The sequence below is a fragment of the Paraclostridium sp. AKS73 genome, from assembly GCF_025671395.1.
In the GTDB taxonomy this organism is placed as follows: Bacteria; Bacillota; Clostridia; order Peptostreptococcales; family Peptostreptococcaceae; genus Paraclostridium; species Paraclostridium benzoelyticum.
On the sequence record NZ_JAIXHU010000024.1, the window covers coordinates 21485 to 46867 of the forward strand.

Annotated in this window: 26 protein-coding genes, 4 pseudogenes and 2 other annotated features; of the genes and pseudogenes, 10 read left to right on the forward strand and 20 right to left on the reverse strand. The window is 27.0% G+C overall.

Features of this window, described 5'->3' with window-relative positions; translation table 11 throughout:
• Positions 1-51: 51 nt before the first annotated feature.
• On the forward strand, positions 52-567 hold the full coding sequence (locus LEQ07_RS12980) for a hypothetical protein (RefSeq protein WP_263330963.1): 516 nt from the start codon (positions 52-54) through the stop codon (positions 565-567).
• 10 nt (positions 568-577) lie between these two features.
• Positions 578-973, forward strand: a complete 396-nt coding sequence (locus LEQ07_RS12985; RefSeq protein WP_263330964.1) for a YxeA family protein — start codon at positions 578-580, stop codon at positions 971-973.
• A 152-nt stretch (positions 974-1125) separates the two neighbouring features.
• Here LEQ07_RS12985 and LEQ07_RS12990 read toward each other — a convergent pair whose 3' ends face one another.
• Positions 1126-1560, reverse strand: a complete 435-nt coding sequence (locus LEQ07_RS12990) for a hypothetical protein (RefSeq protein ID WP_263330966.1) — start codon at positions 1558-1560, stop codon at positions 1126-1128.
• Between the two features lie 234 nt (positions 1561-1794).
• Here LEQ07_RS12990 and LEQ07_RS12995 point away from each other — a divergent pair, with 234 nt between their 5' ends.
• Positions 1795-2130 carry a hypothetical protein gene (locus LEQ07_RS12995; RefSeq protein ID WP_263330968.1) on the forward strand — a complete coding sequence of 112 codons (336 nt, stop codon included), beginning with the start codon at positions 1795-1797 and terminating at the stop codon, positions 2128-2130.
• A gap of 227 nt (positions 2131-2357) precedes the next feature.
• On the opposite strand, the gene LEQ07_RS13000 is transcribed toward LEQ07_RS12995, so the two are convergent.
• A complete protein-coding gene (locus tag LEQ07_RS13000; protein ID WP_263330969.1) occupies positions 2358-3104 on the reverse strand; it encodes a CPBP family glutamic-type intramembrane protease in 747 nt (248 codons plus the stop codon).
• Positions 3105-3403: 299 nt separating this feature from the next.
• Positions 3404-3796 (reverse strand): DUF6608 family protein, encoded by a 393-nt coding sequence (locus LEQ07_RS13005; RefSeq protein WP_263330971.1) that lies wholly within the window; start codon positions 3794-3796, stop codon positions 3404-3406.
• A gap of 875 nt (positions 3797-4671) precedes the next feature.
• On the opposite strand from LEQ07_RS13005, the gene LEQ07_RS13010 reads away from it, so the two are divergent.
• Entirely contained in the window at positions 4672-5250 is a 579-nt protein-coding gene (locus LEQ07_RS13010; RefSeq protein ID WP_263330973.1) for a helix-turn-helix domain-containing protein, read from the forward strand.
• Between the two features lie 41 nt (positions 5251-5291).
• Here LEQ07_RS13010 and LEQ07_RS13015 read toward each other — a convergent pair whose 3' ends face one another.
• The 4 genes from LEQ07_RS13015 to LEQ07_RS13030 form a co-directional block, all read right to left on the reverse strand.
• Positions 5292-5582 carry a DUF4177 domain-containing protein gene (locus LEQ07_RS13015; RefSeq protein WP_263330974.1) on the reverse strand — a complete coding sequence of 97 codons (291 nt, stop codon included), beginning with the start codon at positions 5580-5582 and terminating at the stop codon, positions 5292-5294.
• Positions 5583-5770: 188 nt separating this feature from the next.
• On the reverse strand, positions 5771-5974 hold the full coding sequence (locus LEQ07_RS13020) for a helix-turn-helix transcriptional regulator (RefSeq protein ID WP_234249286.1): 204 nt from the start codon (positions 5972-5974) through the stop codon (positions 5771-5773).
• Between the two features lie 7 nt (positions 5975-5981).
• Positions 5982-6347 (reverse strand): DUF3796 domain-containing protein, encoded by a 366-nt coding sequence (locus LEQ07_RS13025; RefSeq protein ID WP_263330977.1) that lies wholly within the window; start codon positions 6345-6347, stop codon positions 5982-5984.
• Between the two features lie 296 nt (positions 6348-6643).
• Positions 6644-7108: a GNAT family N-acetyltransferase gene (locus LEQ07_RS13030; protein WP_263330979.1), complete on the reverse strand. Its 465-nt coding sequence runs from the start codon at positions 7106-7108 to the stop codon at positions 6644-6646.
• A 162-nt stretch (positions 7109-7270) separates the two neighbouring features.
• Positions 7271-7533 (forward strand) — a binding site (T-box leader).
• A gap of 60 nt (positions 7534-7593) precedes the next feature.
• Between LEQ07_RS13030 and metG the strand changes: the two are divergent.
• Both metG and LEQ07_RS21620 read left to right on the forward strand, forming a co-directional pair.
• Positions 7594-9023: pseudogene (metG, locus tag LEQ07_RS13035) on the forward strand (methionine--tRNA ligase).
• Positions 8984-9223: a hypothetical protein gene (locus tag LEQ07_RS21620; RefSeq protein ID WP_332843179.1), complete on the forward strand. Its 240-nt coding sequence runs from the start codon at positions 8984-8986 to the stop codon at positions 9221-9223. Before metG ends, LEQ07_RS21620 begins: the two are co-directional and overlap by 40 nt.
• A gap of 81 nt (positions 9224-9304) precedes the next feature.
• Here the strand turns inward: LEQ07_RS21620 and LEQ07_RS13040 are convergent, their stop codons facing one another.
• Positions 9305-9508 carry a hypothetical protein gene (locus tag LEQ07_RS13040; RefSeq protein WP_263330980.1) on the reverse strand — a complete coding sequence of 68 codons (204 nt, stop codon included), beginning with the start codon at positions 9506-9508 and terminating at the stop codon, positions 9305-9307.
• A gap of 285 nt (positions 9509-9793) precedes the next feature.
• Between LEQ07_RS13040 and LEQ07_RS13045 the strand changes: the two genes are divergently transcribed.
• Positions 9794-10243 (forward strand): VanZ family protein, encoded by a 450-nt coding sequence (locus LEQ07_RS13045; RefSeq protein WP_263331010.1) that lies wholly within the window; start codon positions 9794-9796, stop codon positions 10241-10243.
• Positions 10244-10379: 136 nt separating this feature from the next.
• Here LEQ07_RS13045 and LEQ07_RS13050 read toward each other — a convergent pair.
• A pseudogene (locus LEQ07_RS13050) lies at positions 10380-11531 on the reverse strand (MFS transporter); the annotation flags it as partial.
• A gap of 203 nt (positions 11532-11734) precedes the next feature.
• Between LEQ07_RS13050 and LEQ07_RS13060 the strand changes: the two are divergent.
• On the forward strand, positions 11735-12295 hold the full coding sequence (locus LEQ07_RS13060) for a hypothetical protein (protein WP_263330986.1): 561 nt from the start codon (positions 11735-11737) through the stop codon (positions 12293-12295).
• Positions 12296-12504: 209 nt separating this feature from the next.
• On the opposite strand, the gene LEQ07_RS13065 is transcribed toward LEQ07_RS13060, so the two are convergent.
• Both LEQ07_RS13065 and LEQ07_RS13070 read right to left on the reverse strand, forming a co-directional pair.
• A complete protein-coding gene (locus LEQ07_RS13065; RefSeq protein WP_263330987.1) occupies positions 12505-12807 on the reverse strand; it encodes an NfeD family protein in 303 nt (100 codons plus the stop codon).
• Positions 12808-13090: 283 nt separating this feature from the next.
• Positions 13091-13387: a hypothetical protein gene (locus LEQ07_RS13070; protein WP_263330990.1), complete on the reverse strand. Its 297-nt coding sequence runs from the start codon at positions 13385-13387 to the stop codon at positions 13091-13093.
• Positions 13388-13760: 373 nt separating this feature from the next.
• Between LEQ07_RS13070 and LEQ07_RS13075 the strand changes: the two genes are divergently transcribed.
• Together LEQ07_RS13075 and LEQ07_RS13080 are read left to right on the forward strand one after the other, a co-directional pair.
• Positions 13761-13955 (forward strand): hypothetical protein, encoded by a 195-nt coding sequence (locus tag LEQ07_RS13075; protein ID WP_263330992.1) that lies wholly within the window; start codon positions 13761-13763, stop codon positions 13953-13955.
• On the forward strand, positions 13942-14109 hold the full coding sequence (locus LEQ07_RS13080) for a hypothetical protein (protein ID WP_263330993.1): 168 nt from the start codon (positions 13942-13944) through the stop codon (positions 14107-14109). The genes LEQ07_RS13075 and LEQ07_RS13080 overlap by 14 nt, the downstream gene beginning before the upstream one ends.
• Before the next feature lie 65 nt (positions 14110-14174).
• On the opposite strand, the gene LEQ07_RS13085 is transcribed toward LEQ07_RS13080, so the two are convergent.
• From LEQ07_RS13085 to LEQ07_RS13125, 9 genes and pseudogenes are all read right to left on the reverse strand, one after another.
• Positions 14175-14708 carry a ClbS/DfsB family four-helix bundle protein gene (locus LEQ07_RS13085; RefSeq protein WP_332843184.1) on the reverse strand — a complete coding sequence of 178 codons (534 nt, stop codon included), beginning with the start codon at positions 14706-14708 and terminating at the stop codon, positions 14175-14177.
• Positions 14709-16111: 1403 nt separating this feature from the next.
• Complete coding sequence (gene nhaC / locus LEQ07_RS13090; RefSeq protein WP_263330998.1) at positions 16112-17527, reverse strand: Na+/H+ antiporter NhaC; 1416 nt, start codon at positions 17525-17527, stop codon at positions 16112-16114.
• Positions 17528-17730: 203 nt separating this feature from the next.
• Positions 17731-17971: a binding site (T-box leader), on the reverse strand.
• A gap of 376 nt (positions 17972-18347) precedes the next feature.
• Positions 18348-19520, reverse strand: coding sequence for a S41 family peptidase (locus LEQ07_RS13095; RefSeq protein ID WP_263331001.1), 1173 nt, complete (start codon positions 19518-19520; stop codon positions 18348-18350).
• Between the two features lie 813 nt (positions 19521-20333).
• Positions 20334-21067: pseudogene (locus tag LEQ07_RS23075) on the reverse strand (ABC transporter permease).
• Between the two features lie 307 nt (positions 21068-21374).
• Positions 21375-21797, reverse strand: coding sequence for an ABC transporter permease (locus LEQ07_RS21635; RefSeq protein WP_332843182.1), 423 nt, complete (start codon positions 21795-21797; stop codon positions 21375-21377).
• Positions 21790-22713 carry an ABC transporter ATP-binding protein gene (locus LEQ07_RS13110; RefSeq protein ID WP_263331003.1) on the reverse strand — a complete coding sequence of 308 codons (924 nt, stop codon included), beginning with the start codon at positions 22711-22713 and terminating at the stop codon, positions 21790-21792. Before LEQ07_RS13110 ends, LEQ07_RS21635 begins: the two co-directional genes overlap by 8 nt.
• Before the next feature lie 185 nt (positions 22714-22898).
• Entirely contained in the window at positions 22899-23822 is a 924-nt protein-coding gene (locus LEQ07_RS13115) for a sensor histidine kinase (RefSeq protein ID WP_263331005.1), read from the reverse strand.
• 2 nt (positions 23823-23824) lie between these two features.
• Positions 23825-24519 (reverse strand): annotated as a pseudogene (locus LEQ07_RS13120) (response regulator transcription factor).
• Between the two features lie 435 nt (positions 24520-24954).
• Entirely contained in the window at positions 24955-25257 is a 303-nt protein-coding gene (locus LEQ07_RS13125; protein WP_046824130.1) for a hypothetical protein, read from the reverse strand.
• Positions 25258-25383 lie beyond the last annotated feature (126 nt).

Sequence of the window (25383 nt, forward strand, 5' to 3'; positions counted from 1 at the left end):
GGGATACCAATATTTTTATCAATATACTCAGATGATTTTAAAAGTAAAGCAATGCAAATAGCTATAGGATATGGGATTGATAGAAATAAAATTATATTAACAAAAGCAATAGAAACAGTAATATTATCAGTAATTTCAGGTGTATTGTTAGGTGTACTTGTAACAGTTGTACCAAAGATTTTAGGACTTACTCTTACGCACGAACAGTTTTTACAACTGACTCTTGGCGCAGGAATAGGAGTACTAAAGATTATTGTATATGTAGGTATATCTACAATATTAGTTTATTTTTATCAAAATGCAATGTATGGAACAATATCATTTGTATTGCTAGGATCAGGAACAGTAGGGATGATATTAAATCTTATACTTGCTCAACAGTTTGTAGTAGATTTAGTAGGAAATTTAAATGAACACATGTTTACAACGTTGTTAGCTATAGAAAAACTAAACTATATAACAAAAGGAAGTTTTAACATAACTTCAATAATAGAAATTATACTATACATGGTAATACCAGTAATAGTTTCAATGATTATATTTAGAAAAAAAGAACTTGAATTTTAGGAGGAAGAATATGAAAAAAACATTAGGAATTTTAATAGTCGTATCAATAATTGTAGGTGGAGCACTTTGGGCAAAAGGATATTATAATAATAGATATGTGGCATCAGAAACTTATTATACACAAGTACCAACAGATGAAGTAAATAAAGATTCTTGGTTAGTAAATAGTGAAGGTGAAAAACAAGAAAAAGGAAAAGAGTATAAATTAATTGGATATGACAAAGAAGGAAATAAAAGAGAAGTAGATTTTACTAAAAGAGGGACTGCAAAGGATTATTATGCACCAGGGACTTACATCAAGATAAGTGCTAGTAAAACAATTTCTCTTGGGGAAACTACAATTAATAAAGAGGATGTACCTGCAAAAGCTTTAGAAAAGATAGAAAAAGAAGGAACTAGAAAATAAAAGTCAAATACAGTTATTTCAATTATTTGAATATAAATTGTTGAACAGATTGTATAAGAAACTGAATTACAAACTTAAAAAGGAATTGTTTAACAAATTGTTATACAATTCTTTTTGCTTTGAGTTATGAATTTCAGGTGTTTTTAAAATGTTTATTTTAATAAGTTTTCTACAGCTTTTTTATCTTCATCACTAAATACTTGTTCAAAGTATGTTGGTGTTTTACTTAGATTTTTCATTTGTATCGGCCTACCTTCGTTTAGCTTTTCTATTAGTTTTTCCATAGGAAGGTTAAATGAATCATCTTTTTCTAGTTCGATTTTTAATTCTTCTCTGTCACCTTTTAACACATACTTTCCATAACCTAAAGGCTCATATTCACCTTTATTTATTTCTATATTATTGATGTATGATACAAATGTATTATCATCACTTTGAAAAGAAAATTGTATAGAATACCCGTTTTTCATTTCGCTTTGGTAGAAACCTTCTAGTGATGGATTTGTTAATTTGTTTGAACATCCTATCATTAATAATGTAACTAGTATAGATATAGTTATTATTAATTTCTTTTTAATTTTAGTCACCCTCTATAAATAAATTGGATATAAGTTCTAATAAGTATACTATAATATAATTATTAGAACTTATAATATTCATTAAGTATAAGTAAAATACCTTGTTTTAAGTTATTTAAATAAATATAATTTTGATAGCTACTGTAGTTAGATATGTTGGGATTATTTTATGAAAAAGGAGTATAAATGGTAAAAGAATAATTAAAATAAATTACAAATTCATTAAATTTGAAGGGGAAATTTATGAGTACTTATATTATAGTAAGCGCAGTTTTTGTTCCTATATACTTGATTTATAATTATAGATGCTATAAAAGAAATCAAGTATCTTACTGGATAACACAAGGTATGTTGTGGGAAGATTCATTAAAAGTAATAGATAGTAGTTACTATGATTTTCAATACAAGAGTTGTATAAAATCTTGTATTTTATTATTTATTATAATTATTTTAGGGACTCTACTTGATTGGGAGGCTACCTTTTTACTAGTATTTTTAATATCATTTCATGGGACCGTTTCAATGACAAATCACTTTGCTTTTAAGAAAAACTATTTATTAAAAAGTAAAGATGATTAAGGATAAGTATGTTAATTAGCTAGTTAACATACTTAATAATTTAAAAGAAACTAGAGAAATGGTTATAAATTATTAAATAAATAAAGTTTTAATAACGTAGAAAAGAGTGTAATTGTTAGAATTAAGTAATTTAAACAATTACACTCTTTTTGATATAACTATTCCCTAAACCGAAATTTTAGGACTAGTTATACTAAGAGATTTTATTATTTTTTAAATAGAGTTAACTATATACCAAAAGTACAAAAACGAATAATATCAACTATTGAATGAGCACCAATTGCAGATATTAAATTTAATTTTCTTAACATTGATGCAAAAGGTAACCCAAATAATACCGATAACATTACAACACTTGGAAGATTAAATGTACTAAGATTGAAATGTATCAATGTATGTGGAAGAATCATTATCAAATAACATAATAGATTTTGAATCTTTGAAAATTTAGAATCATTAGTAATATAAACACACATAGCAAAGAAGAATAATCTAAAAAATATTTCTTCAAATATTCCAGCACGTAAAGCATTAAATACGTATTGTATTTTAAAACCTGGATTTATTGGTATGCTGCCTATTGCAAAAAATACATTTATTGCACCAAGTATCATCCCAACTCCCAATATTAAGATTACTGATACTAATATGCTTTTTTTATTATTATCGAAAATATGAACAGCATTTTTACTTTTCTTGAAGATTCCAATAGATGCAATAAAAGGGATAATAGTGGAAATTCCCATTATAGGACTTGATGGCATACACAAAATACCGAAAATAATACCTAAAATAAAATCTTTAGATGTAGTAGATTTATTTTTAATAATCAGGTATATTGCTATTAAATTAATTGTAATAAACCAAACAAAGGTTGCTTCTAATACGCTAGCAGTAAACCAAACCCCAATAAAGAATATGAGAAGTAATGTTAATTTAATAGTATTATTACTTTTAGTTCCTTTATGTTTCATTGTTTTTCCCTATAATTAAATCATCATTAATTATTATTGTATCTTAGTTATTTATAAATTTTAGGATATAAGTAAAAGTATTTTTAAAATAAACTTAAACTATTCTCTAAAAACTTGTTTAAAGAGCAGTAGTATAAATGCCTGTAAAATCCATTTATTTGGATTCTACTGGCTTTAACTTTATTCTAAATAGAAACTAGCACCTAAACGGAAATTTTAAGACTTGTTGTTTTAATACATCCAAACTATACATCATATGTTTTTTGAACACTAAAAAGAGCATTATCCATTAATGCTCCTTAATTTTCAATATGTATACTCTTTTTTTTGATTTTATTAACTATATTTATAACAACGTACACAACAATATATGCTATGGTATCATTCAAAAATACATCCCGATAAGCATTTGGATGTAGATTGCTCCAAAAACCGCTTATAAAAACATACAAAAGTGCAATTGATATGAACACAGAATAAGGTGCAATAAATCTAAATAACTTATTTCTAAATTCTAACTGTGTCATTAAAATTAAAACTAATGATCCAATTAACGTTAAAACTCCTCTATCTAAAATATGTTCATTTGTATCTGTTAGCCTACCCATTAACAACTGCAATGAACTACTCAATATAGTTGCTACTGTAAATACTATACAAAATAGTTGTGCTATCTTTTTCAATATATTCATTTAATACTCCCCCTTTACAAACTCCTATTTATCTATATTGTATTAAAATAAGGTTTATTTTACAACTTGTACACTAAAACAGATATTTTTGGGGTTATTCCTAAAAGAAACTATACTCTAAAAACTTGTTTGAAGAGTTGTATCAAAAATAATTTTAAAATACATTTATTTGGATTCTAAGGGTAACTAGTATTAAGTAATAGTTATATATACATAATTTCTATTGACTAAAAATTTTACTAAAAAAGCTATACTTAAATTTTTTGAATTTTGATAAATCATGATTTTTAGAATAGATTCCTATTATTATTAAACCAATACCAATACCAATACCAAAAAGTAATCCCTTTGTAAAATCACTTACTGTTCCAAAAGTGTTTAAAAAAGAGAACTTGAGTTAATTAATAGACCTAGAAAAATATAAATATTATTATTTTTCATCATTTTCACTCCTTATATATTTAATAAACCTAAAATTATTTTAACATATAAACTTAAAATGAATTTAAATGTGTACTGAAATGACTTTATTTCGGAGTGAAAGTTTAAGGATTGTTAGGCGAATTTAGATTTGAGTTACTAATTTATAGATTTTAGTTCATTTTAAAATTAAAGGTTATAATCTATGTTATGATATTAATAATTTTTTTAACAAAATTATTAGAGTTAAACTTAGGAGGTTTCGTATATCTCTAAAGTTTTTAGAAACATACTTTTATTTTTAATAGGAACAAAGTTAATGCTATTAGAATCTTATAATTACACACTTTGAGAGGTGTCAAAAGCTTTTACATACTAAAAATAGGTAATATCAAAGACGTTTGATAGCCAAAATTAATTTAAGGTTATAGGATAATAGTACAGGAGGTAATTAGATGGAGATTGGCAAACAAATAAAGAAATATAGAACAGATAGAAAGCTTTCACAAGAGGCATTAGCTGAGAGGATATTTGTATCTCGCCAAACTATTTCAAATTGGGAGAATGATAGAAATTATCCAGATATGAAAAGCTTATTGTTATTAAGTTCTCTTTTTAATGTATCTCTTGATATATTAGTTAAAGGAGACCTTGAAGAAATGAAAAAGGAAATAAAAAAAGAAGAGATTTCTAAATTTGAAAAGGATGGTAAGATTTTTACTATACTTCTTATAGCAGATATTATATTAGTTGTTCCACTTATGAAGGTTTTTGGGAAAAATATGGGATTTTTAATATTTATTTTAATATGGTTAGTATCAATGTATTATGCAAGTAAAGTTGAGAGACATAAAAAGAATCATGATGTAAAAACCTACAAAGAGTTAAATGCATTTTTAGAGGGAAGAACGCTAGAGGGTAATGAGAAATATATTGAGTATGGAAAAAGACCGTATCAGTCATGGGCAATAGCATTAGGGGTTGGATTAATTACTGCAATTGTAGCTTTTATTATGGCTATTATACTATTTTAAAGTATCATAATTTAAAAGGATTATAAAATTTGAGAAAGATTTTATAATCCTTTTTTTATGTAAAATAAAGTTGTATTTATAATTGACTTACAAAACATAAATGAAGTATTTAATTTATTTCTTTTTTCAAAAATAATTTGATAGAAATATGGAGCTGCTACACCTGGAGCTGAAAATCCTGTATTTTCATTTGAAGGAATGACAATTTGCTTTAATCTCCATCCATTTTTAGATTCATCATGAATAATAGACTTACATGCTTCAAAAGTATCTCCGGATTTAACTTTAAAACCTTTCTTTAATGGTACTTCTATAAATTTATACTCATACATACAAAAATCTCCCTTAATTAATGTGACTTATTTATATCTATATATTACATATATATCACATTGGTTTTTATAGTATGACTAAAATTTAAAGTAAATAACTAATACTTAAAAACTTGTTTAAAGATTAGGATTAAAAATGCCCTTAGAATTCATTTATTTGTATTCTAAGGGCATTAACTTAGTGATTGTTAAAGTTCAAAAATGAATAGATTCTCAATTGGGGTATCTAATTCCCTAGATATTCTCACAGCTAGTTCAAGTGAAGGATTATATTTAGCATTTTCTAAACGAGCTATGGTTTCTCTTCTAACATTAACTTTGATAGCCAACTCTTCCTGTGTTAGTTCTTTTAATTGTCGATATTTTTTTAAATTACTTATATAATTTGTCATAATATTTTTAGTCCTCTAAATCAAATTTGTAAGTTAAATATGCCCATAAATTTACAGATATTGCAAAAGTAAGTGATAGTATAATTAATTGGATTTTATAAAGTAATTCAAAGTCTAAAGAAAATTGACCAATAAAAAGACTTAATAAAAATGCTATTGAAAAACATATCCTAAAAGAAATTGAACCTGCTTTATATCTATCTGCAATTAATCGTTCATCTTCAGTTAATCCTAGTTTAAACCACCAAAAATAAGCAAAACAACCAAAGAAAGCAAAGTTTAGAAAGAATATAGGGTCATTATTTACCCCTGAAAATCCTAAAAACCCTAGAAATCCTAGGAAATATGAATGTTTGTGTATTGTTTCTTTCATAATAAATCCCCTTTTAATGTGATATATTTGTATCTTTATAGTACAAATATATCACATTTATTTTTGAATTGATACCTAAAATGTAAAGTAAATTAGTTTATAGCAATTTCTAAACTTGGTTAAAGATTTGTAGTAAAGATGCCCTTAAAATATAGTTATTTAGATTTTAAGGGCATTAACTTTATCTTAATATAACTAGAAGTAAAATTTTAAGACTTGTTGTTTTAATATAAGAAACTGCACATAAAATCATATGTTTTATTGAACAGTTTTTTTAATTTATGACCACTTTCTAATTAAATATTTTTTATCATTATTAAACATATATTTATTTCATCCCAAAGTTCTTTTATTTCTTCCAATGGGTAAAAGCCAACACTTTTATAGAACCTCCTTGTATCTGCATAGTACTTATTTGGATTTGATGGTCCTAGTGTTTTAACTTGAAGAAATTTAGTACCTTTGCTGGATAATATGTTATTAGCAACCTCAACTAATGATTTTCCAACATGCTTACCTTGATATTCTTTTAATACTCCTATAACATATATTTCTGATGTGTACTCATTATTATGCTTTATACTTATAAATCCAATAGGTTTTTCTACGTCATAAGCTACATAAAATTTAGTATCTTTTACACCTTCTACATATTCAACTATAGACTCTTCAATATCAAACCACTCAGGCAGTTTTCTTAATATGCAATCAGCAACATTAGACTTAAGTTCAATATCATGTATTTCTATAATCTTAAACATAATTATCCCCCTAGCATTTTTATAATTCATATTGAAACATTTTCTAATTAAAGCATATCAGAACTTTTAATTTAATTGTTATTTGATCAAATATAATTTATTAGATGATTTTTTATACTAAAATAGCATATAATAATATAAAGACTATTATTTAGACTTATATTAAATGCAATGAAGAGGAAAGTAGCTTTAAGAATACTTTTACAGAGAGTTTCTATTTGGTGAGAGGAAGCAAAGGATATTAGAGTGAAAATGGCCTTGGAGCTGTGCACCGAGATTTTTTATAAAATTAAGGCTGCAACGGGTTCACCCGTTATAGTGATAGGGTATAACCATAGGTATATTATGGCGTACTTGAAGAGATGTATATTGTGAGATATACATGAATTAGGATGGTAACACGAAGTTTAACTCTCGTTCCTAAGATTAATTTCTTAGGGACGGGAGTTTTTTTATTATAAAAAATTATTTAGGAGGTATTGGATATGAATATTTTTATAGGAGGAGCGTGGCCATACGCTAATGGATCACTTCACATTGGTCATATAGTAGCCCTATTACCTGGAGATGTAATAGCTAGATACTATAGAAAAAAGGCGATAATGTTCTTTATGTATCAGGTAGTGATTGCCATGGAACGCCGATATCAATTAGAGCAAAGTCGGAAGGTGTGACTCCAAAGGAAGTAGCAAATAAGTATCATAGGGAATTTAAGTATTGTTTTGATAAATTGAATTTTTCATATGATTGTTATGGAAGAACTGATTGTGAGTTTCATAAAATAGAAGTCCAAAATATAATCACTTCTTTGTACAACAAGGGTTTGATTTACGAAAAAAATGTAGAACAGGTTTATTGTAATAGTTGCCAACAATTTTTACCCGATAGGTATGTTGAAGGTTTATGCCCTAAGTGTAAATCAACCGCAAGAGGAGATCAATGTGACCACTGTGGATCTTTGCTAGATCCGTTAGAATTATCAGATAGAAAATGTAAGTTATGTGATGATTCACCTACAATAAAAGAATCTAAGCATCTATACTTTGCTTTATCTAAATTTCAAGATGTTATAAAAGATAATTTAGAGGCAAATAAAGATACATGGAAAATAAATGCTGTAAATAATACAGAAAGATACCTTATTGAAGGGTTACATGATAGGGCCATATCAAGAGATATTTCTTTAGGTATAGATGTACCAATAGATGGATTTAAGGATAAGAAGGTGTATGTTTGGATAGATGCTGTACTTGGATATCTTACAATGAGTAAAAAATGGGCAAGAGATAATAACAAATCATATCAAGAGTTTTGGAATGATGATGCAGTTTCTTGTTATGTTCATGGTAAAGATAATATTCCGTTTCACTCGATAATACTACCAGCTTTATTAAATGGAATTGAATATACAAAATTAGTTGATAGAATTGTATCTAGCGAATATTTAACATTAGAAGGCAAAAAGATTTCAACTAGTAATAACTGGGCTGTATGGATTCCTGATATAGTAAAGCGTTATAATTCTGATTCATTAAGGTACTTTTTCTTAATAAACGCTCCAGAAAAACGAGATTCTGATTTTTCATGGAGGGAATTTGTAAATAGCAATAATGGAGAGTTACTAGGAGCCTACGGGAATTTAGTTAACAGAACTCTAGTGTTTATAAAAAAGTATTATAATAATAAAGTTACTAATGGTGAGATTGATAAAAATATTAAAGAAAGTATAAAGCAATTATATAATGAAGTAGGTGTTCTTATAGAAAAAGGAAATTTAAGAATTGCACTTGAGAATATTTTTGAAGTTATAAGGAGTGTAAATAAGTACTTTGATTCAAGTACACCTTGGATAACGGTAAAAGAGGATAATGAAAGATGCAAAACAGTATATATACTTGTATTTATGCTATTGTAAATCTAGCTAACTTATTAGAACCATTTTTACCAGAATCTTCGTTGAAAATAAAAGAATGGCTATCTATTAATCATAGTAAGTGGAGTGAAATAGAAAGAATAGAGTGTACTCTACCATATGAAATTTCTATATTATTTGAAAGACTAGATAAGAAAACAATAGAATTAGAAGAAGAAAATTTAAAAATAAAAACTCATTAGACTAGTTGTTAAAAACACGTTTAAAGGTATCTAGTAATAATGCCCTTAAAATCTATTTATTTAGATTTTAAGGGCATTAACTTACTTTTTATTTTCTCTAATTGCTTGTGTCAACTTCTTAATATTGCTATTTATACAAAATAATACAATTATAATTAATACATATTCCAGTCCACCTTTACTATTTAAAAGTGTACTATTTATATCATTCATAGTATTAGATAAATTATCTATTGAACTATGTATATAGCTAAGTTCTTCTTTTATTTGTTTAGTTTCATCCACACTCTCACTCTCCCAATATATTCTAAATAGATTATAATTTCAAAATATTAAAATGTCCATTAAAACAGATGTTTTTGTGATCATGGGTAAGAAATTTTAAGACTATTTATTTAAATTAGTATAGGTAAGTTAAATAAATTTTTTAATAGTATAAGAGTTTTTACTAGTTTTTTTATTTTATATAACTTACTATTAAATTTAGATAAAGTATTTAGGGGGGAGTTAAATGGAAATAAGTAAAAAAATAACACCTATAAGGTAACGAGTATTTTATTGATAATATATTTGTTTATACTAACCTTTGTAATAGTATTTAAAATGGGTGTAGCAGTTTCGGGGGAAAGAAGTATTAACTTAGTACCTTATGGAAGTTCTGTAATAGTAAATGGCAAGCTTTATACCAGAGAGTTAATAGAAAACGTAATTGCATTTATACCTTTAGGTTGTTATATAGGTATGTTAAAGTGGGATTGGAGTTTTATAAAAAAGATACTTCCTATATTTGGAGTAAGTTTGTTATTTGAAATAACACAATTTATATTTGGTTTAGGAGCATCTGATATAACAGATTTAATTAATAATACGCTAGGTGGAGCTATAGGTATTTTAATTTACTTTATACTTATTAAAATATTTAAATCAGATTTAAAACTGAATAAAGTTATTAATATATGCGCATCTTTAGCAACTATATGTCTTGTATTAATGTTAACTATTTTGATTATAACCAACTAATTCTTAAAAACTTGTTTTAAGATTAGGAGTAAAAATGGACTTATAATCCATTTATTCGGAGTATAAGTCCATTAATTTATAACTATAGACTCTAAAATTTAAGGCTTGTTAGGTAAAACTAATAATTTGTTTATTACATTTGTGAATTTTCTTGAATTTTTTCTTTAATTAATATTAATATAAGAATCGATGAGATAAGCATAAGAGTTCCATTCAAATAAAATGGAGCTTTAGGAGAAACTTTATCATAAAGAATCCCACCTATTAAAGGCCCTATCATTAATCCAAAATCACAAACAATACTATAAAGACTATACATTGCTCCCATTGATGATTTATCGGTCATATTTGTATAAATATTTTTTTCGGACAGACTATATAAAACACTGCCTAATGTAGATATAATCCATAACATCGATAATAATATAAGCGAATTAGCGCTTGGAGTAAAAATAGATACGACTCCGCAAATAATCAGACCTAACATCATCGAATATTTTTTACCGTAATTATCTGAAAAAATTCCTATTTTCTTTGAGAAAAAACTTTCAGCTAAAAGAGCTGGTAGAAATGCATATGCTAATAATAAAATATTATTTGTAAACTTATCTTGCATATAGATCATAATTATTGATCCTAACATTGATGATGATACATATGTTATAAATATTATTATTAATAATTTTTTTATTTTCTTTGATATATTTTTATTGAATTTATTGTTTACACTTATTTCTGTTTTTTTACTTTCAGGAACCTTAGTTTTCACCTCAAATACCGCATAAATAGAAGCAATAGAAAATATGATGAATAATACTTTCCATCCTTGTGTAAATCGCATAAAAGATAATATAGAAAAGGCTATAATACACCCATATAAATAACCTAGTGATTTATATGAATGTATACTTCCAAAGGCTTCTGAAAAGTTTTTTTCTTTGGTCGTATCTGAAATAATTGTATAGGTAGAAATAGTCATTGATGCAGTAGCTATACCTTGAAAATTCTAGCTATATATAGTGTTATTGCTGTGTTTGAAATCGAAAATATAGCATAGGATATTGCAAAAAAAATACAAGAAAATATCAATATAGGTTTTCTTCCAAAGTCATCTACAAGTTTACCTAAAATAGGTCTAGTTAATATTAAAATTAGTGATATTACAGAAAATAGGCCTGTTATTTCTACTGCATTCATATTAAGTTTTTTGCTATATATAGGAATTAAGAAGGACATTACTCCTAGTGGAAGAGATGTCAATAGCATTGGTTTTTTTAAGTGAGAACATTTATTATTCATTATTCACCTCCGAGATAATATAATTATATTACTATTGCATAAGAGTATTTCCTTTTTTTAACAAGTTCCAACTTATAATAATTATATATATAAAATAAAATTCAAGTGTATTTTGATAGTAAATTTATTTAAATAAAATAGAGTTAACGATAAAGAGATTCAGTATATAATTACCTTAAAAGGGGAGCACTTATGAGAAAACCTATATTGATTAGTTACTATTTGATTATATTTTCAATGTTTTTTATAGGATGTGACATTAATACAAATGAAAATCAACTTAAGTTAGTTAGAAATCATTCTTCTGAAAGAAGTATTAGTGGGATGGGACTAGATTATGACATTGAAAATTTAAACAAAGATAAATATGAGATTGATTTTTATGCTAAGGAATATAAAAAAGGTGAATTTATAAAAGATCATAGATTATATAACTTAATTTTAGATATTGGAAATAAGAAAGTGCCAGTAAGCGTATATCAGGAAGATAAAAATATAAAGCTTTTCATTGAGCCGAATTATCAAGATATAACATTGGATTTCTTTGAAGATTCAGATATGGGGATTGCATTATCAGGAATAGAAGTAGAAAAGATATTAAAATTTAATAAAGACACACCTATTGTGATATATAGTATTGCTGGTGAGGATAAATTGGTATCTAGCGTAGATATGGAAGGTGATTATAAGCTAGGATCAAATGAAAAAGATTTAGTTATATTTATGAAGATAACACAAATAACTAATCCTTAAAAACTTGATTAAATATAAAGATGATTCACCTGGGGATGAAAATTTTGTACCTTTGTTTGAAGGAATAACAATTTAATTGCAGCCATATTTACAATTTCTAATTTATAGTGGAGATTGATAAACCATATTAATATATAATGAACATAAAACTCGGATTAATCATTTATATAACTACATAACCTTCCTGAGCTATATAAATGATTAACTATTTACTTATTTTTAGCTAAGAGAGTAGCACCCACTAAGTCAGTTATTATTATTTCAGAGTCTTTTGGTATATCTTTGTCCCATGCAGTAATTTTAACCTCTTTACCATCTATAATAGCTTTTCCTTTGTGCCTTGCTTTGATTGAAGATGTTGAAACACCAGTATGGTTTAAATACTTTGCTCTTTTTGTATTTAGATATGAGTTCAACATACTTCTTTCTATTATCCATATAAGTAGTACTAAAGCTGATGTTACTATACCCCTTTTAAGACTTGTAGAAAATACAACTACTCCAACTAACATGTTTACAGATCCATTTATTATTCCGTTAATCTGATCTTTTGAGTCGTAAATAGTTATCCCTTTAAATTTTTCTATTGCTACAAAAACTATTCCATATATTATAAAAATAAACCTAAATAAAATCTAACTGCTTCCATATCGAAACCCATAATTACACCCCCTATATTTACTATGAACATCTATTTATATATATTCTTTATTTTATATAGTAGTATATAAACTGATTTATTGCACAGAAACTTCAAAAGATTAAACTTAATAATATTAAAATTATTATTATATTTTATATACCTGATTGGACTGCAATAAGATATAGTACAGCAATTGCTATATATATGGCTATTATTAAACTGTAATGAACTACCATATTTATTTTTTTCTTTATTACCCAGTATATTACTGATAAAAAGCAATATATCAAAAATAAACCTACTATCCTTTGAGGAATGTTATAGGGGCTACTATATAGATTTGGTTCATATAGATTGGGTTCAAAAAACTTTGAAGGTTCGGATATTATAAATATAAGTCCAAATTCTCCTATAATCCAATCTATTAGATTCCATATATGTTTATTCATTTCTAAACTTCCTCCATTCAAACTGAAATCTCAAAGTATGAAACCTTATTGTATAATTCCAGATTAAAATATATTTTGAATTATCCTTATTAAACTTTAAAAGAATAATTAAAATTATATAAAAATTAAAGTGAAAAGTATTGAAAATGGATTGAGATAGGTTTATTTGGGAGTTAAATATAAAAAATAGTATATTATATAAAAATTTACTTAAACAGAAATTAGTAAAAATGTTTATATAATCCACTTATTTGGATTATAGCTACTAGAGAGTAACTTAAATTCATAAACATAAATTTAAAGATTTGTTATATATGTACTTTTCTTTTTTTACTTATGTATATAACATAAATATTAAAGGGGGGGGATATTTATGGAATGTCAAAAATGTAAAATGGAAATGAAGATGGTAGATTTTAAAACTGAAACATTTGGAGTAAAACCATACATAAGGACAAAGAGAAAAGGTACATTTAAAGGTGAAAAGATAAGTGACGTTTTATGTTATGTATGTGCTAAATGCGGTCATATAGAGTTTATAGCAGCGAACCCAAATGAATTTAAGTAATGCTACATATGAATATCTACTAAATAAAGGACATGGATGTTATTTAGTAGGTGAAGATACAATAATTCTTGACGGTGAAAAGTATATGATAAATGAGTGGAATATAAACAACATTGTTCCAACACAACAAGTAATTTTAAAGTTACTGAAATAAAATAAACTATATTCTAAAAACTTATTTAAAGGTATATAGTGAAAAAGCCCTTAAAATCCATTCATTTAGATTCTAAGGGCTTTAGCTTGATATTGATGTAGCTTTTTCCACTTTCGTATTTTTGTCCTAAATGACTTGAAAGGTTCAACAGTATTTATATGAATCCACTTCCATAGTGGCCAATTTGAAGGTGTTGATGATGACCACCCTCTTCCTCCTTGTTGAAACAACTCCGTATCTGTATATGTATTTATTAATTGTATAATTTTCTTTTCAGTTTCTACAAACATATTACATAACTCTGCTAGAGTATATACATCATACTTTTTATAGAAATTTTCATATAAACCACCAAGATTATTCCATTTATAGTCTGGGGTTGGGGTTATAACAGTAATCCCCTGCTGCTCTTTACTTTCCCAATCAAGAATAAGATTCATCCACCCTAATTGATAAGCAATCATTTGAGCTGGAGTTTTATCTACTCCATCAATTAATTTATCTTTATCTTTTTCATTAATACAATTAAATTCTCCTATGAATAATTTTGAACGATTTGAAATTTCTAAAATTAACTCTTCTCTATTTTTATATTCCACCAATTTACAATGCCCCTTTTAAAATTCAAATTTACCTATAGTATATAGTAATTACTAACTTAATCTCAATTTGTTTTACTTTTTATAACTATTGATTGCAATTAAAACCTTTCAAAGAATTTCTATTGTATATATACATAGAGTTTAACAAAATAACCACTAAAACAGTTGTTTTTCAATCTATTAATTTCTATAGAGAACAAATATATTAATCCAATACTAAAAATTAAAACTCCAATTAAGATAAACGAGTGAATAGCTATATTTAATACAGTATATGTTTAATTTATAAAGTTCTGAATTGTTATTTTTGAGTTAGAATATTAAATATGGTATCTAGAACATTTTTAACTTTAAGTTCTGTTATAATTAAATAAACAAAGATTTAGGGGGGATTCAAAATAGAGTACACATTACTTGTGATTTCAGCAATTATAATACCATTAACTCTTTTTATATATAGTTTAATATCATATAAAAAGAAAATTATTATTTACACTAATAACAATGAGAATATAAATGTTAAAAAGGATTCTTATTATAGTTTGCAATTATTATTTTCAATAATTACTTGTATTTTACTAGTTTTTGAGAGTGTAATGGCTATTAACGGTATAGGTGTTTTTATATGTTACTACATAGCTACAATTTTCATAATGAATTATTTATTAAGAGTTATATCGGTTAAAATGAACTATTTAAGTGCTAATTAGTATTAGGTATTTCAAATATGAGACGCTTTTTAGATTATTAAAAGAAATAATAAGAAAAGTAGCTTATAAATTAGAGGAAAAACATTAAGTGATTAAATTTATATAAAATTAATCACTTAATGTTTTTCCATTTACTCAAAAAAGGTAAGCTGACATAATCATGATACTTGAATATATTAAAGGGGATTATATATAGGTAGAATCATAAAAAGTTTTTTAATAAATACCCTAAGTTAAAGGTGTATATTAAAAAAGCCATTAAAATCCATTTATTTGGGTTTTAAGAACTTTAATTTATATAAATCACATTTACTATTAGATATTTATTTGATTTACAATGTTAAGAAAAAATTAATTATTTACTAGATTTATAGTATACGCTGTTTTGGTGTAACAATAAAAGAAGTAATTACTAAAATCATGCTTAAAATCCAAGGTTTGAGTTCAAAATGATTAGATAGTAGATTAACTCCTGATATTATAAATAAACTATATTTAATTAAAAATAACATTGCATTTTTGGAAAAGTTTCTTATAAAAATCATTTTCAAACATAAATAAACCATTATAATCCCTAAAAAGCATAATAAAACTCCTAAAAAATCTTGAATTAAATAATAATAATGAAATTCCATATATAATTACTCCTTACTTTATAACACTTAAAAATAGTATTTATTAACCCTATTTTTAGATAATTGTACTTTCTAACTCTTGTTCTTCATAAGTTTTCATTGTAATTCCAGTAATACCATATATAAATGATATTATGGGAGTTATCCAACTTAAGAAACAATACGGTATAAATTCAAATGGGCTAACTCCCAATGTCTGACTAGAAAATATTGCATTTGAATTCCAAGGTATTAATGGTCCTCCTAATGTAGCAGTATCTTCTATTATTCTAGATAAATTTTCTGGCTTTAATTTAAATTCTTTATATAAAGGAGACATTATAGTTCCAACAAATACAGATGTAAACATCATAGAAGAACTAAATGCATTTGCAAAATAACTAACAACAAATGTAGATCCAACTAATTTAGCTCTAGAATTACCAATCCTATCTATAATAGGTTTTAACAATACTTCTAAAAATCCTGTTTTTTGTAGGATTCCAGCTACTATAAATACGATAAATACTAATAGTACGGTTTCAGCCATACTCATTATGCCACCACGATTTAATAGCTTATCTGCATAAGAGATTCCGGTTTCTATAGAATATCCATTAAGTACATAGTTTAATAAATCTCCAATTTTTTGTCCTTCTTGAATCACAGCTATAATACCTCCTAAAAGAGCAGATGCTAATATAGAGACTATTGGGGGCTTTTGAAGTAGTAATAATACAAGTAAAAATATTATAGGGATTAATGATACCAGCCCAATATTAAATGTAGAACTTAGAACTTCCTTTATTTGATTTATTTGATTATAGTCTATAACATTGTTAGCATATTTAAGTCCTATAACTGTATATAAAACTATACATATTAGATAAGCTGGAACAGTTGTAAACATCATATGTTTAATATGAGTAATTACATCCGTTTTACAAATAGCTGCAGCTAGGTTTGTGGAATCTGATAATGGAGACATCTTATCACCAAAGAATGCACCAGAGATTATAGCTCCAGCTGTAAGACCAGCAGGAATCCCCATACTATTTCCAATACTCATTAGAGCTATTCCAGAAGTTCCTAAAGTACCCCAAGATGTTCCAGTAGCTAATGAAGTAAGAGAACATAATATTAATGTTGTAAGTAAAAAGTACTTAGGTGTTATTATTGTAAGTCCACTGTAGACTATTGTTGGTATTGTGCCAGCAGCAATCCAAGTGGAAATTAAAACTCCTACAGAAAGTATAATTAAGTTAGATTGAAAAGCACTCTTTCCAACCTCAAATCCAAATTCTTCAACTTCACTATTAGTGTATCCTAACCTCATAGCTGCAGGCACTACTATTAGCCAAGATAATAAAAACATTACAGTTATAGATGCTTTAAATGCAACCATACCAACTGTAGTTAAGCTTATAATAGCAATCATTACCAACATTGCAAATTTAAATGTAGGTTTTCTTTTTTCTATATTTTCACTCATGATTTTATTTCCTTTCGATTTTCAATATATTTATTTTTAAATAGCTTTTTTAACTTTTCTTTTATCCATATCTGGATATTTTGCTTAAGAGTTATTACCTCGGTCTATTACCTAATCAAACTTGTATTTCATAAGTTTACTACCTCCTGTATCATAGAATTTAAAATTAGTTTTTAAATACAAAAAAACCTCGTCTCTAATTTAATAGAGAGAGGTATACTCGCGGTTCCACTCTAATTTAGATATAAATAAATATATCTACACTCGAAAATTCCAGCACTAACATGCCTAATCACTATAACGGGTGATCCCGGAGAACTCTACTGTTAATTCGAGTTTCTGCTCCAAAGTGCACTTCACATTTCTTCTAAATAGAAAACTCTCACCAATGTTTTCCTCTCTGTGATTTTCCAAAATGCTACTTTACTTTTTCAATGCATTTATAACCTACTAATTTGGTATGGATTAAAATAAATAATAATATAATCTTTTTAAGAAGTCAATCTTTTTTTATTTTTAAAATAAAAAAATTTAATTAAATTATTCGAATACTATATAGATATTTTTGATTTAATTATTATAAATACTTAGATTCACGATCAGTTATAACCTAAAAAAGTTAAGTTTGAGCCTACAAAATTGACTTTTAAAATCTAATGGATTATTTGCTAATTGAATTGTAAATGCAGTAAAAGATGCACTTAAACAGGCGATAATAAAATAAACTTTATTATCGCCTGTTTAAGTTACATAAGATTATAAATACAACAAAGTTATTTAATATTTGATATTATGAAACATATTTTCTCGAAAGATTTTTCTAATTTATTGATTCTAGACTTTTTACTTTATCAATACATTCATCTGACTTCAATATGTCTTTTGATGACGTATCTTCTACGTAATAATCTGGTTGAACTGGATTTTCTTCATCTACAATTCCATCTTTACTCATAAACATATTTGAAGATATTATGGCTATAAGGCCACTATGTTTTAAGTTAATGCATAGGGGATTAGAAACGCCACCATCTCCTAAAGTTTCACTTCCTACAAGCGTAGCAAATTTTGTGTCTCTACAAAAGATAGAAAAAGTTTCAGCCCCCGAGAAAACTTGATCATTTACTAACACATATATTTTCCCTTTGAATGGGTATTTAGCTTTACCATCTACTTTTAAATTTATTTCATCAAATCCTTTGAGATTATTTATATACCCTGGAGCAATTTTTCTTATATCACTTGGTAATTCAGATAGGGGCTTAAAATTAAAATCAAAGTTTTTAATATAGCTTTTCATATTATTCGATTCATTATTTAAAAGTAAATAACCTTTAGTGCTATAGGCTTTATCAGTTATTATTGAGACTAGACTTTTCCAATATTCATCTGATCCACCTAAATTATCTCTAATATCAATTATTAGGGAGTTATAGTTTTGTATGTTTTTCAAATAATCAGCAATTTTGTCCATATCTTCAGAAATTGAGCTACCAACTGGATTCATTTGAGGTATTTTTATATATCCCATTTTGTTTTTTTTAATATCTGAACATACAATGTTACTACTATTTTGTATGGAAGGCCCTCTTTTAGGCATATTTAGATACGCGTTATCTGTATTTTTATTAAATAAATTAGGGAAGAAGTCACTCATCTCACTTATAGACTTAATGCTATCGTATGTTGATTTATTACTTACAATATAAGAGTGATAGTTGTTTAGTTCTCCCATTATATTGTTTAATTCTTTAGAAAAAGAATTTAAATTACCTGTATTTTTTATACTTTTTTCATATCGATCATGATTTGCTAGCCATTGATTTTTTGTTATCTTACCCTCTAACCCAAAATATGGATATGTAACAGTAATTTCATTATATAATTGTTCAAAATCTTGAAGTTTTTCTTCAGTCGTTAAATCAGTTTTATTGCAAGCTACTAGTAAGAGAGTTGAGAAAACTAAGACAAGTAAATACTTTATTTTTTTCATTTCATGGGTCCTCCAAAATTGTATAGGATATAGGTATTACTAATAAAACTGCTAATTATGGCTGTGATATGACTAATAAAAATATCAAATTGTTATTTATTTTAATTTAAAATTAAAAATATAAAAATGTACATGTCTAACTAATTATATGTAATAGGTAAATAGTAAAAAGTAGAATCAATGGGAAAAGTATATAGTTTTTATTATAGCATTATATACAATAAAATAAGTTCAAATAAAATATAAACAAGTTTAAAATATAAGGACACTAAATTAGATCTCAAAAGAGTTTATACTTTGAGTATACTATTTTATATTGAAATAATAATTACAATTTTATTAGTTTAACGGAGTTAAGTAAAGATTTCTAAAAGGTAGCATATTGATAGCATTACTATAAATTAGGTTTCACGATAAAAATGCATAATGTCGAACTTTGCAATAATTTGAGTTATGAATTACATTGAAAGTCTGTTGTATACAATGTAATAATGTTAATTGTAAAATTTTAACATTGTATATTTCGCTTGGTGTTCGCTTTTATGAGATTTATAATGTTGGTGTAGAAAATAATTAAAAGCAAAATTAAAGTAAGGTAAGTGTATTCTTAGTTTACTATTATAAAAAGGGAGATTATATGAAAAGGAAAAAATAGATATATTAAACTGATAAGAAATAAGTTTTATATTATTTAAATTATATAACTGTTTTAAGTATTAGAATAAAGCATATTTTAGGCTGTATATATAATTATAATTACAGTATTCTTTTATTTTTATATCATTGATTTTAGCCATACGCTCAAGCGTATGGCTAATTCTTTTCACTATATCTGAAACCTTTGAGTATAAAAACAGAAAAGCAACCACATAGTAACAAGATTATAACACTTCCTATCCGACTTTGGGCAGTAGCTTCAGTGTAACCAGAAACCCCAAATACTGCAGCAATAGGATAAAATGTTTTTAGGGTGTTTGACATACTCATGAATAGTCCAGCAAAAGAGTACATTTCAGTTAATACTAATGCAATCCAATAGCCTTTTTTCATATATGATACCAAGGCAATAATAGGAGAGATAGCAAGGAATATTCCAACACCTTGAAGAAAATATATTTTCAAAAATATAAAACCATTCCTACCGATAAATCGGAAAAGTGTAATATTGCCTCAGTCAAAAATGCTATTGCAAATAGCAGTAAATAAATGAAAATGCTGAATAAAAAAGTAATAATCATTTTTGTAGCAATTAACTTTGTTTCATTTACAGGAATAAGTAGCAAAGATTTTATAGTATCCTCATCTTCTTCACGACAAATCATATAACTTCCCAAAAGAGAAATTACTGCGGGAAGAACAAAAAATGTTGCCAAAGGCTGAGCCATAGTCATATACCATCCTGCACTGTCTATATCACGTGACCCATTATACGCAACCCATCCCTGTATAAAAACAATAACAGCTACCATAACCGTTGCAAAAACTGCAATCCAAACAATATTTAAACGACGAATCTTTTGTATTTCAGACCAAAGTAATTTTCGCATTCTTTACACCTCACTTCTTTTCAATGTGATATTTGCAAAAAATATTGCAATAATATCCCAAACGCAAATACAAAGAAACGCTAAAGGAACATTAATTCCTTGTGGCCAAAAAATGCCTGGAATATCGTTATTTCGCATGACTATAACTTCCATACTAGTTAATGGGTGTAGATACGTATTTATAGGCATTATAAAAAATGCAAAAAAGGCATAAATCAATGTAATACAAATGGGGAGAATGTATCCTTTTTCGATGATGCTATTGCTAAAATCGGCAACATTGTAAAAGCAGTAAAAAAACCAGCCACTAAACATTTTTCAGCAAATAAAATACGTTCTCCCATTCAAATACAAGATATCCCGAAAGTACACTAACCATAACGGAAGCTACGAATGTAATTAGCATGAAACAAATGGAGTAAACTAAAACTATAAAAAATTTACTAAAAAAGTATCCCATTTTGCTGATAGGAACAATCCAAAGTTGTTTTAACATATCATACTGATTCTCTTCGTGCATAAGCATAGTACTAAGTATTCCCAAAATAACAGGTAAGATAATGATAAGAGTAAAACCAAGTGCTGACCATCTATAATACTTTCTCGGGTCAACACCTTTATCCACAAAAAATAGTGCGAAAAACGGCATAATTAGAGCGGCTAACAACATGAGCCAAATAAGTTTATTGCGACGTAGTTTAAGAAATTCTGTTTGAATAAGGTTAAGCAATACCTTCACCCCCTGTAATTTTCTTGAAGTAGTCCTCTAAGGTATCATGACACAGTACCGAACTAATAACAGTTATATTCTGCATTACAAGGGCTTTATTTATTTTACCTATATCCAGAGTAGTATCATAAAGTCGTAGGGTTTGATCATCTTGAACAGAATAATCTTTCAAGTTGAATTCTTGTTCTAAAATCAGTGTAGCTTTTGGAATATCTGAAACTTGCAACATGATATAGCTGCGGTTTTTCTTTTCAAGTTCCTCCATGCTACTTTCTTCTAAAAGAACACCGTGGTCAATAACTCCAATATCATCAGCCAATAATGAGATTTCCGAAAGAATGTGACTAGAAATAAGAATTGTTTTTCCATGCTCAACACTCAAATTTTTAATAAAATCTCTTACTTCTGCAATCCCAATAGGGTCAAGACCGTTTGTAGGTTCGTCCAAAATCAGTAGTTCGGGGTCGTGCATAATAGCGTTAGCAATACCAAGACGTTGCTTCATTCCCAGAGAATACTTACCGAACAACTTTTTGTCTTTATAAGGTAACCCTACTACTTTCAATGCATTTTCAACTGCATTCGGGCCAACTGTACCACGTAGCTTCGCAAAAATTTCTAAGTTTTCTGTTCCTGTTAAATTTGGATAAAAACCGGGTGTTTCGATAATAGCACCGATACGGGGATATACTCGTTTTTCTTGACCTTTGATATTTTGTCCGAATACATCCACTTCACCGGAAGTGATTGAAGTCAACCCTAAAATCATTTTCATGATAGTGGTTTTTCCTGCTCCGTTACGCCCTAATAATCCATAAATACGACCTTTTTTTACATGGAGGTTGACTGAATTAACTGCTGTCTGCTCTCCATATTTTTTAGTCAGTTGTTTAGTTTCAATTATAAGATCATTCATATAAAATCTCCTCTCTTTCAATACCTTTACTTTCCCAATATAATAACCGATATGACGGTAGAAACAATCACAATTAAATTATAATACATTTACCTTGCCATAACCTTGCCGTAAGCTTGTTCTTTCCTTGCTTTTATTATTTACAAAAAAAGCCCTGCATAATACAGAGCTTTCATCCCTTAGCTTTATAGAGATTTTGGAAAAATAATAGTAAATGTAGTAGATCCTTTTAAAACACTCTCCACGTCAATCGTCCCTTTATGAACAGCCACAAGTTCTTTCGTGATAGACAATCCAAGTCCTGCCCCTGTGGTCATTCGAGATTTATCCCCTCGATACATTCTTTCAAATATATGTGACAATTCATCACGCGGTATTCCTATACCATTATCAGAAACTTTTATCGTGACTTGATTTTCATTTTCATATAAATCAAAAACAAGTTTTGTGCCTTTACTATGAGCAATAACATTTTGAAAAAGATTATTCAAAATTCGAGTATAAGAATTTACATCAATTCGGGCTAGACATTCATTTTCGGGGATATTTATTTCATAATCGAAATTATTATTTTCTATAATAATAATCCAATCAGCGGCAATACTACGAGAAAGTTCGTTAATATCGCATACTTCAAAATGAAATATTTGTTCTCTTGCATCAAGTTTTACCCATTCAAAAAGTCGCTCTGTAAAATCTTTTAGATTATGTGCTTTACCTATTGCAACCTGTATATATTCGTCCTTTTCTTTCCCCGTGACAATATTTTTTTCTATCGCTTCCAAGTAACCTACAAGAGATGTTAATGGTGTTTTAACATCGTGAGAAAGACTTGTCATCAAGCGTTTGTATGCCTGTTCGGACTGTCTTTGATTTATTAGTGTTGCTTGCATACCTGTGGTAATTGCATTTAAGTCATAGCAAATCTGCCTTGTCATGTCATTTTCTCTTGTAAGTATTTTGTGATTTAAATTTCCCTCTTTAATGTCCGTTACCGCTTCTTGTATCACGCTGATCTGCTGTTTTGTTCTGTATAGTTTTAAACCCAGATAAAAAACAACAATCAGTAATATAGAGGATACGATTATAAGAAATTCAGTAAGTCCCATTTCTAAACCTCCCTATTAAAGCGATACCCCACACCTCTAACAGTTTGAATATAAAAAGCATTATCAGGATTTGGCTCAATTTTCTTTCTAAGTTTGCTTATAAATGACATAATATTACTATCATCAAAAGTGTATTCATCTTCCCACACTTGCGTGTAAATCTGCTTTTTTGTATAGACACGTCCTTTATTACTCGCTAAAAATGATAGCAAGTCAAATTCTTTACCTGTCAAGTCAATTTGTTTATCGTTTACACAAACAATACGATTATCTATATCTATTATCATTCCTTTGAGGATTAAATGGTGTTTATCTGGTATGTTGTTGAATTTGGTAAATCGGCGTATAAGAGAATCTACCCGTGCAGTCAATTCATTTATACTAAATGGTTTTGTCAAGTAATCATCTGCACCCGTTCGAAGACCAATTATTTTATCTTCTTCGCTATTTTTTGCAGTTAGCATTAAAACAGGTACATTGCTTACTTCTCTTATTTTTTTAAGATACTAAATCCATCTAAATCAGGTAGCATAACATCAAGAATAATAAGAGAAAGATTGTCTTTCTTTTCATCCACAACTTTAAGTCCTTCACTTCCACTAAACTCTACTAGAGTCGATATTTCTTCATTATCCAAACACTTCTTTATAAGAGAACAGAGCTCTTTATCATCATCAATCATCAGTACTGTATTCATTTTTTCTCACTTTCCTTCTTTTTTAAAATCTTTCGGCAGTGATTTCTTAGCATATTTATATATCGTTCAATTTCTTTCTAATTTATAAACACCGTAAATTCGATTTTCATCACAAAGCTGTTTAGTATTCTTTCTGCGCTTCATAACTTTTTAGATACTTATTTCACTGATATGTAGACCCTTGTATTTTATACTAAATTATAGCTACGTATATATAATTTAATCTCTTCTTTTAATTATTTTTGCTTATTAATTTATAATTGTTTCTTTATTTAAATATATATAATTATTATTTTATTTTCAATCTAAAGTTTAGTTTACTATTGTAACTTAATGGTATAAAATGATGAAATCAATATAGTTAACAAGCTATATAACAATATTGAGAGATAAAGTTAGAGACGTTAGTATAAGTCAATCTTAAGGGCCTTAACTTTATTTTGAATAAACAAATTTTATAGTTACTCTAATCAAATTTATAGATATAACTCCGACTAAAATTAGTATAAGTTTGGTTAATAATGTTGACTCAATTATAATTAATAGCCAAATAAGTAATCCAATCAAAATATATGATATACTTATTGATTTACGCAAATAAGATCTCTCCTTTTGAGAAAGTTTTTGCAAGCAAACTTCTGGTATTTCAGCAAACTTAAAATTATCTTTTACTAGAATTTGATATGCACTAATAAATAGAAATATACAGATTAACATAGTTAATATAAAACTAAACATAATATTCCCCCCTACGTTAATTAAAGTATATCAAAAATTATTCAATAAAGAGTTCATTAACATATTTTAAAAATACATTTAAAAGTAAATATATATCTATAATGAAAAATATTTTGAATATTTATA

Excerpts from the sequence above, each read along its gene's own strand:
- LEQ07_RS12980 (WP_263330963.1), top strand. The coding sequence starts at position 52 with ATGCAAATAGCTATAGGATATGGGATTGATAGAAATAAAATTATATTA.
- LEQ07_RS12985 (WP_263330964.1), top strand. The coding sequence starts at position 578 with ATGAAAAAAACATTAGGAATTTTAATAGTCGTATCAATAATTGTAGGT.
- LEQ07_RS12995 (WP_263330968.1), top strand. The coding sequence starts at position 1,795 with ATGAGTACTTATATTATAGTAAGCGCAGTTTTTGTTCCTATATACTTG.
- LEQ07_RS13000 (WP_263330969.1), bottom strand. The coding sequence starts at position 3,104 with ATGAAACATAAAGGAACTAAAAGTAATAATACTATTAAATTAACATTA.
- LEQ07_RS13005 (WP_263330971.1), bottom strand. The coding sequence starts at position 3,796 with ATGAATATATTGAAAAAGATAGCACAACTATTTTGTATAGTATTTACA.
- LEQ07_RS13010 (WP_263330973.1), top strand. The coding sequence starts at position 4,672 with ATGGAGATTGGCAAACAAATAAAGAAATATAGAACAGATAGAAAGCTT.
- LEQ07_RS13015 (WP_263330974.1), bottom strand. The coding sequence starts at position 5,582 with ATGTATGAGTATAAATTTATAGAAGTACCATTAAAGAAAGGTTTTAAA.
- LEQ07_RS13020 (WP_234249286.1), bottom strand. The coding sequence starts at position 5,974 with ATGACAAATTATATAAGTAATTTAAAAAAATATCGACAATTAAAAGAA.
- LEQ07_RS13025 (WP_263330977.1), bottom strand. The coding sequence starts at position 6,347 with ATGAAAGAAACAATACACAAACATTCATATTTCCTAGGATTTCTAGGG.
- LEQ07_RS13030 (WP_263330979.1), bottom strand. The coding sequence starts at position 7,108 with ATGTTTAAGATTATAGAAATACATGATATTGAACTTAAGTCTAATGTT.
- LEQ07_RS21620 (WP_332843179.1), top strand. The coding sequence starts at position 8,984 with ATGCAAAACAGTATATATACTTGTATTTATGCTATTGTAAATCTAGCT.
- LEQ07_RS13060 (WP_263330986.1), top strand. The coding sequence starts at position 11,735 with ATGAGAAAACCTATATTGATTAGTTACTATTTGATTATATTTTCAATG.
- LEQ07_RS13065 (WP_263330987.1), bottom strand. The coding sequence starts at position 12,807 with ATGTTAGTTGGAGTAGTTGTATTTTCTACAAGTCTTAAAAGGGGTATA.
- LEQ07_RS13070 (WP_263330990.1), bottom strand. The coding sequence starts at position 13,387 with ATGAATAAACATATATGGAATCTAATAGATTGGATTATAGGAGAATTT.
- LEQ07_RS13075 (WP_263330992.1), top strand. The coding sequence starts at position 13,761 with ATGGAATGTCAAAAATGTAAAATGGAAATGAAGATGGTAGATTTTAAA.
- LEQ07_RS13080 (WP_263330993.1), top strand. The coding sequence starts at position 13,942 with ATGAATTTAAGTAATGCTACATATGAATATCTACTAAATAAAGGACAT.
- nhaC (WP_263330998.1), bottom strand. The coding sequence starts at position 17,527 with ATGAGTGAAAATATAGAAAAAAGAAAACCTACATTTAAATTTGCAATG.
- LEQ07_RS13095 (WP_263331001.1), bottom strand. The coding sequence starts at position 19,520 with ATGAAAAAAATAAAGTATTTACTTGTCTTAGTTTTCTCAACTCTCTTA.
- LEQ07_RS13110 (WP_263331003.1), bottom strand. The coding sequence starts at position 22,713 with ATGAATGATCTTATAATTGAAACTAAACAACTGACTAAAAAATATGGA.
- LEQ07_RS13115 (WP_263331005.1), bottom strand. The coding sequence starts at position 23,822 with ATGGGACTTACTGAATTTCTTATAATCGTATCCTCTATATTACTGATT.
- LEQ07_RS13125 (WP_046824130.1), bottom strand. The coding sequence starts at position 25,257 with ATGTTTAGTTTTATATTAACTATGTTAATCTGTATATTTCTATTTATT.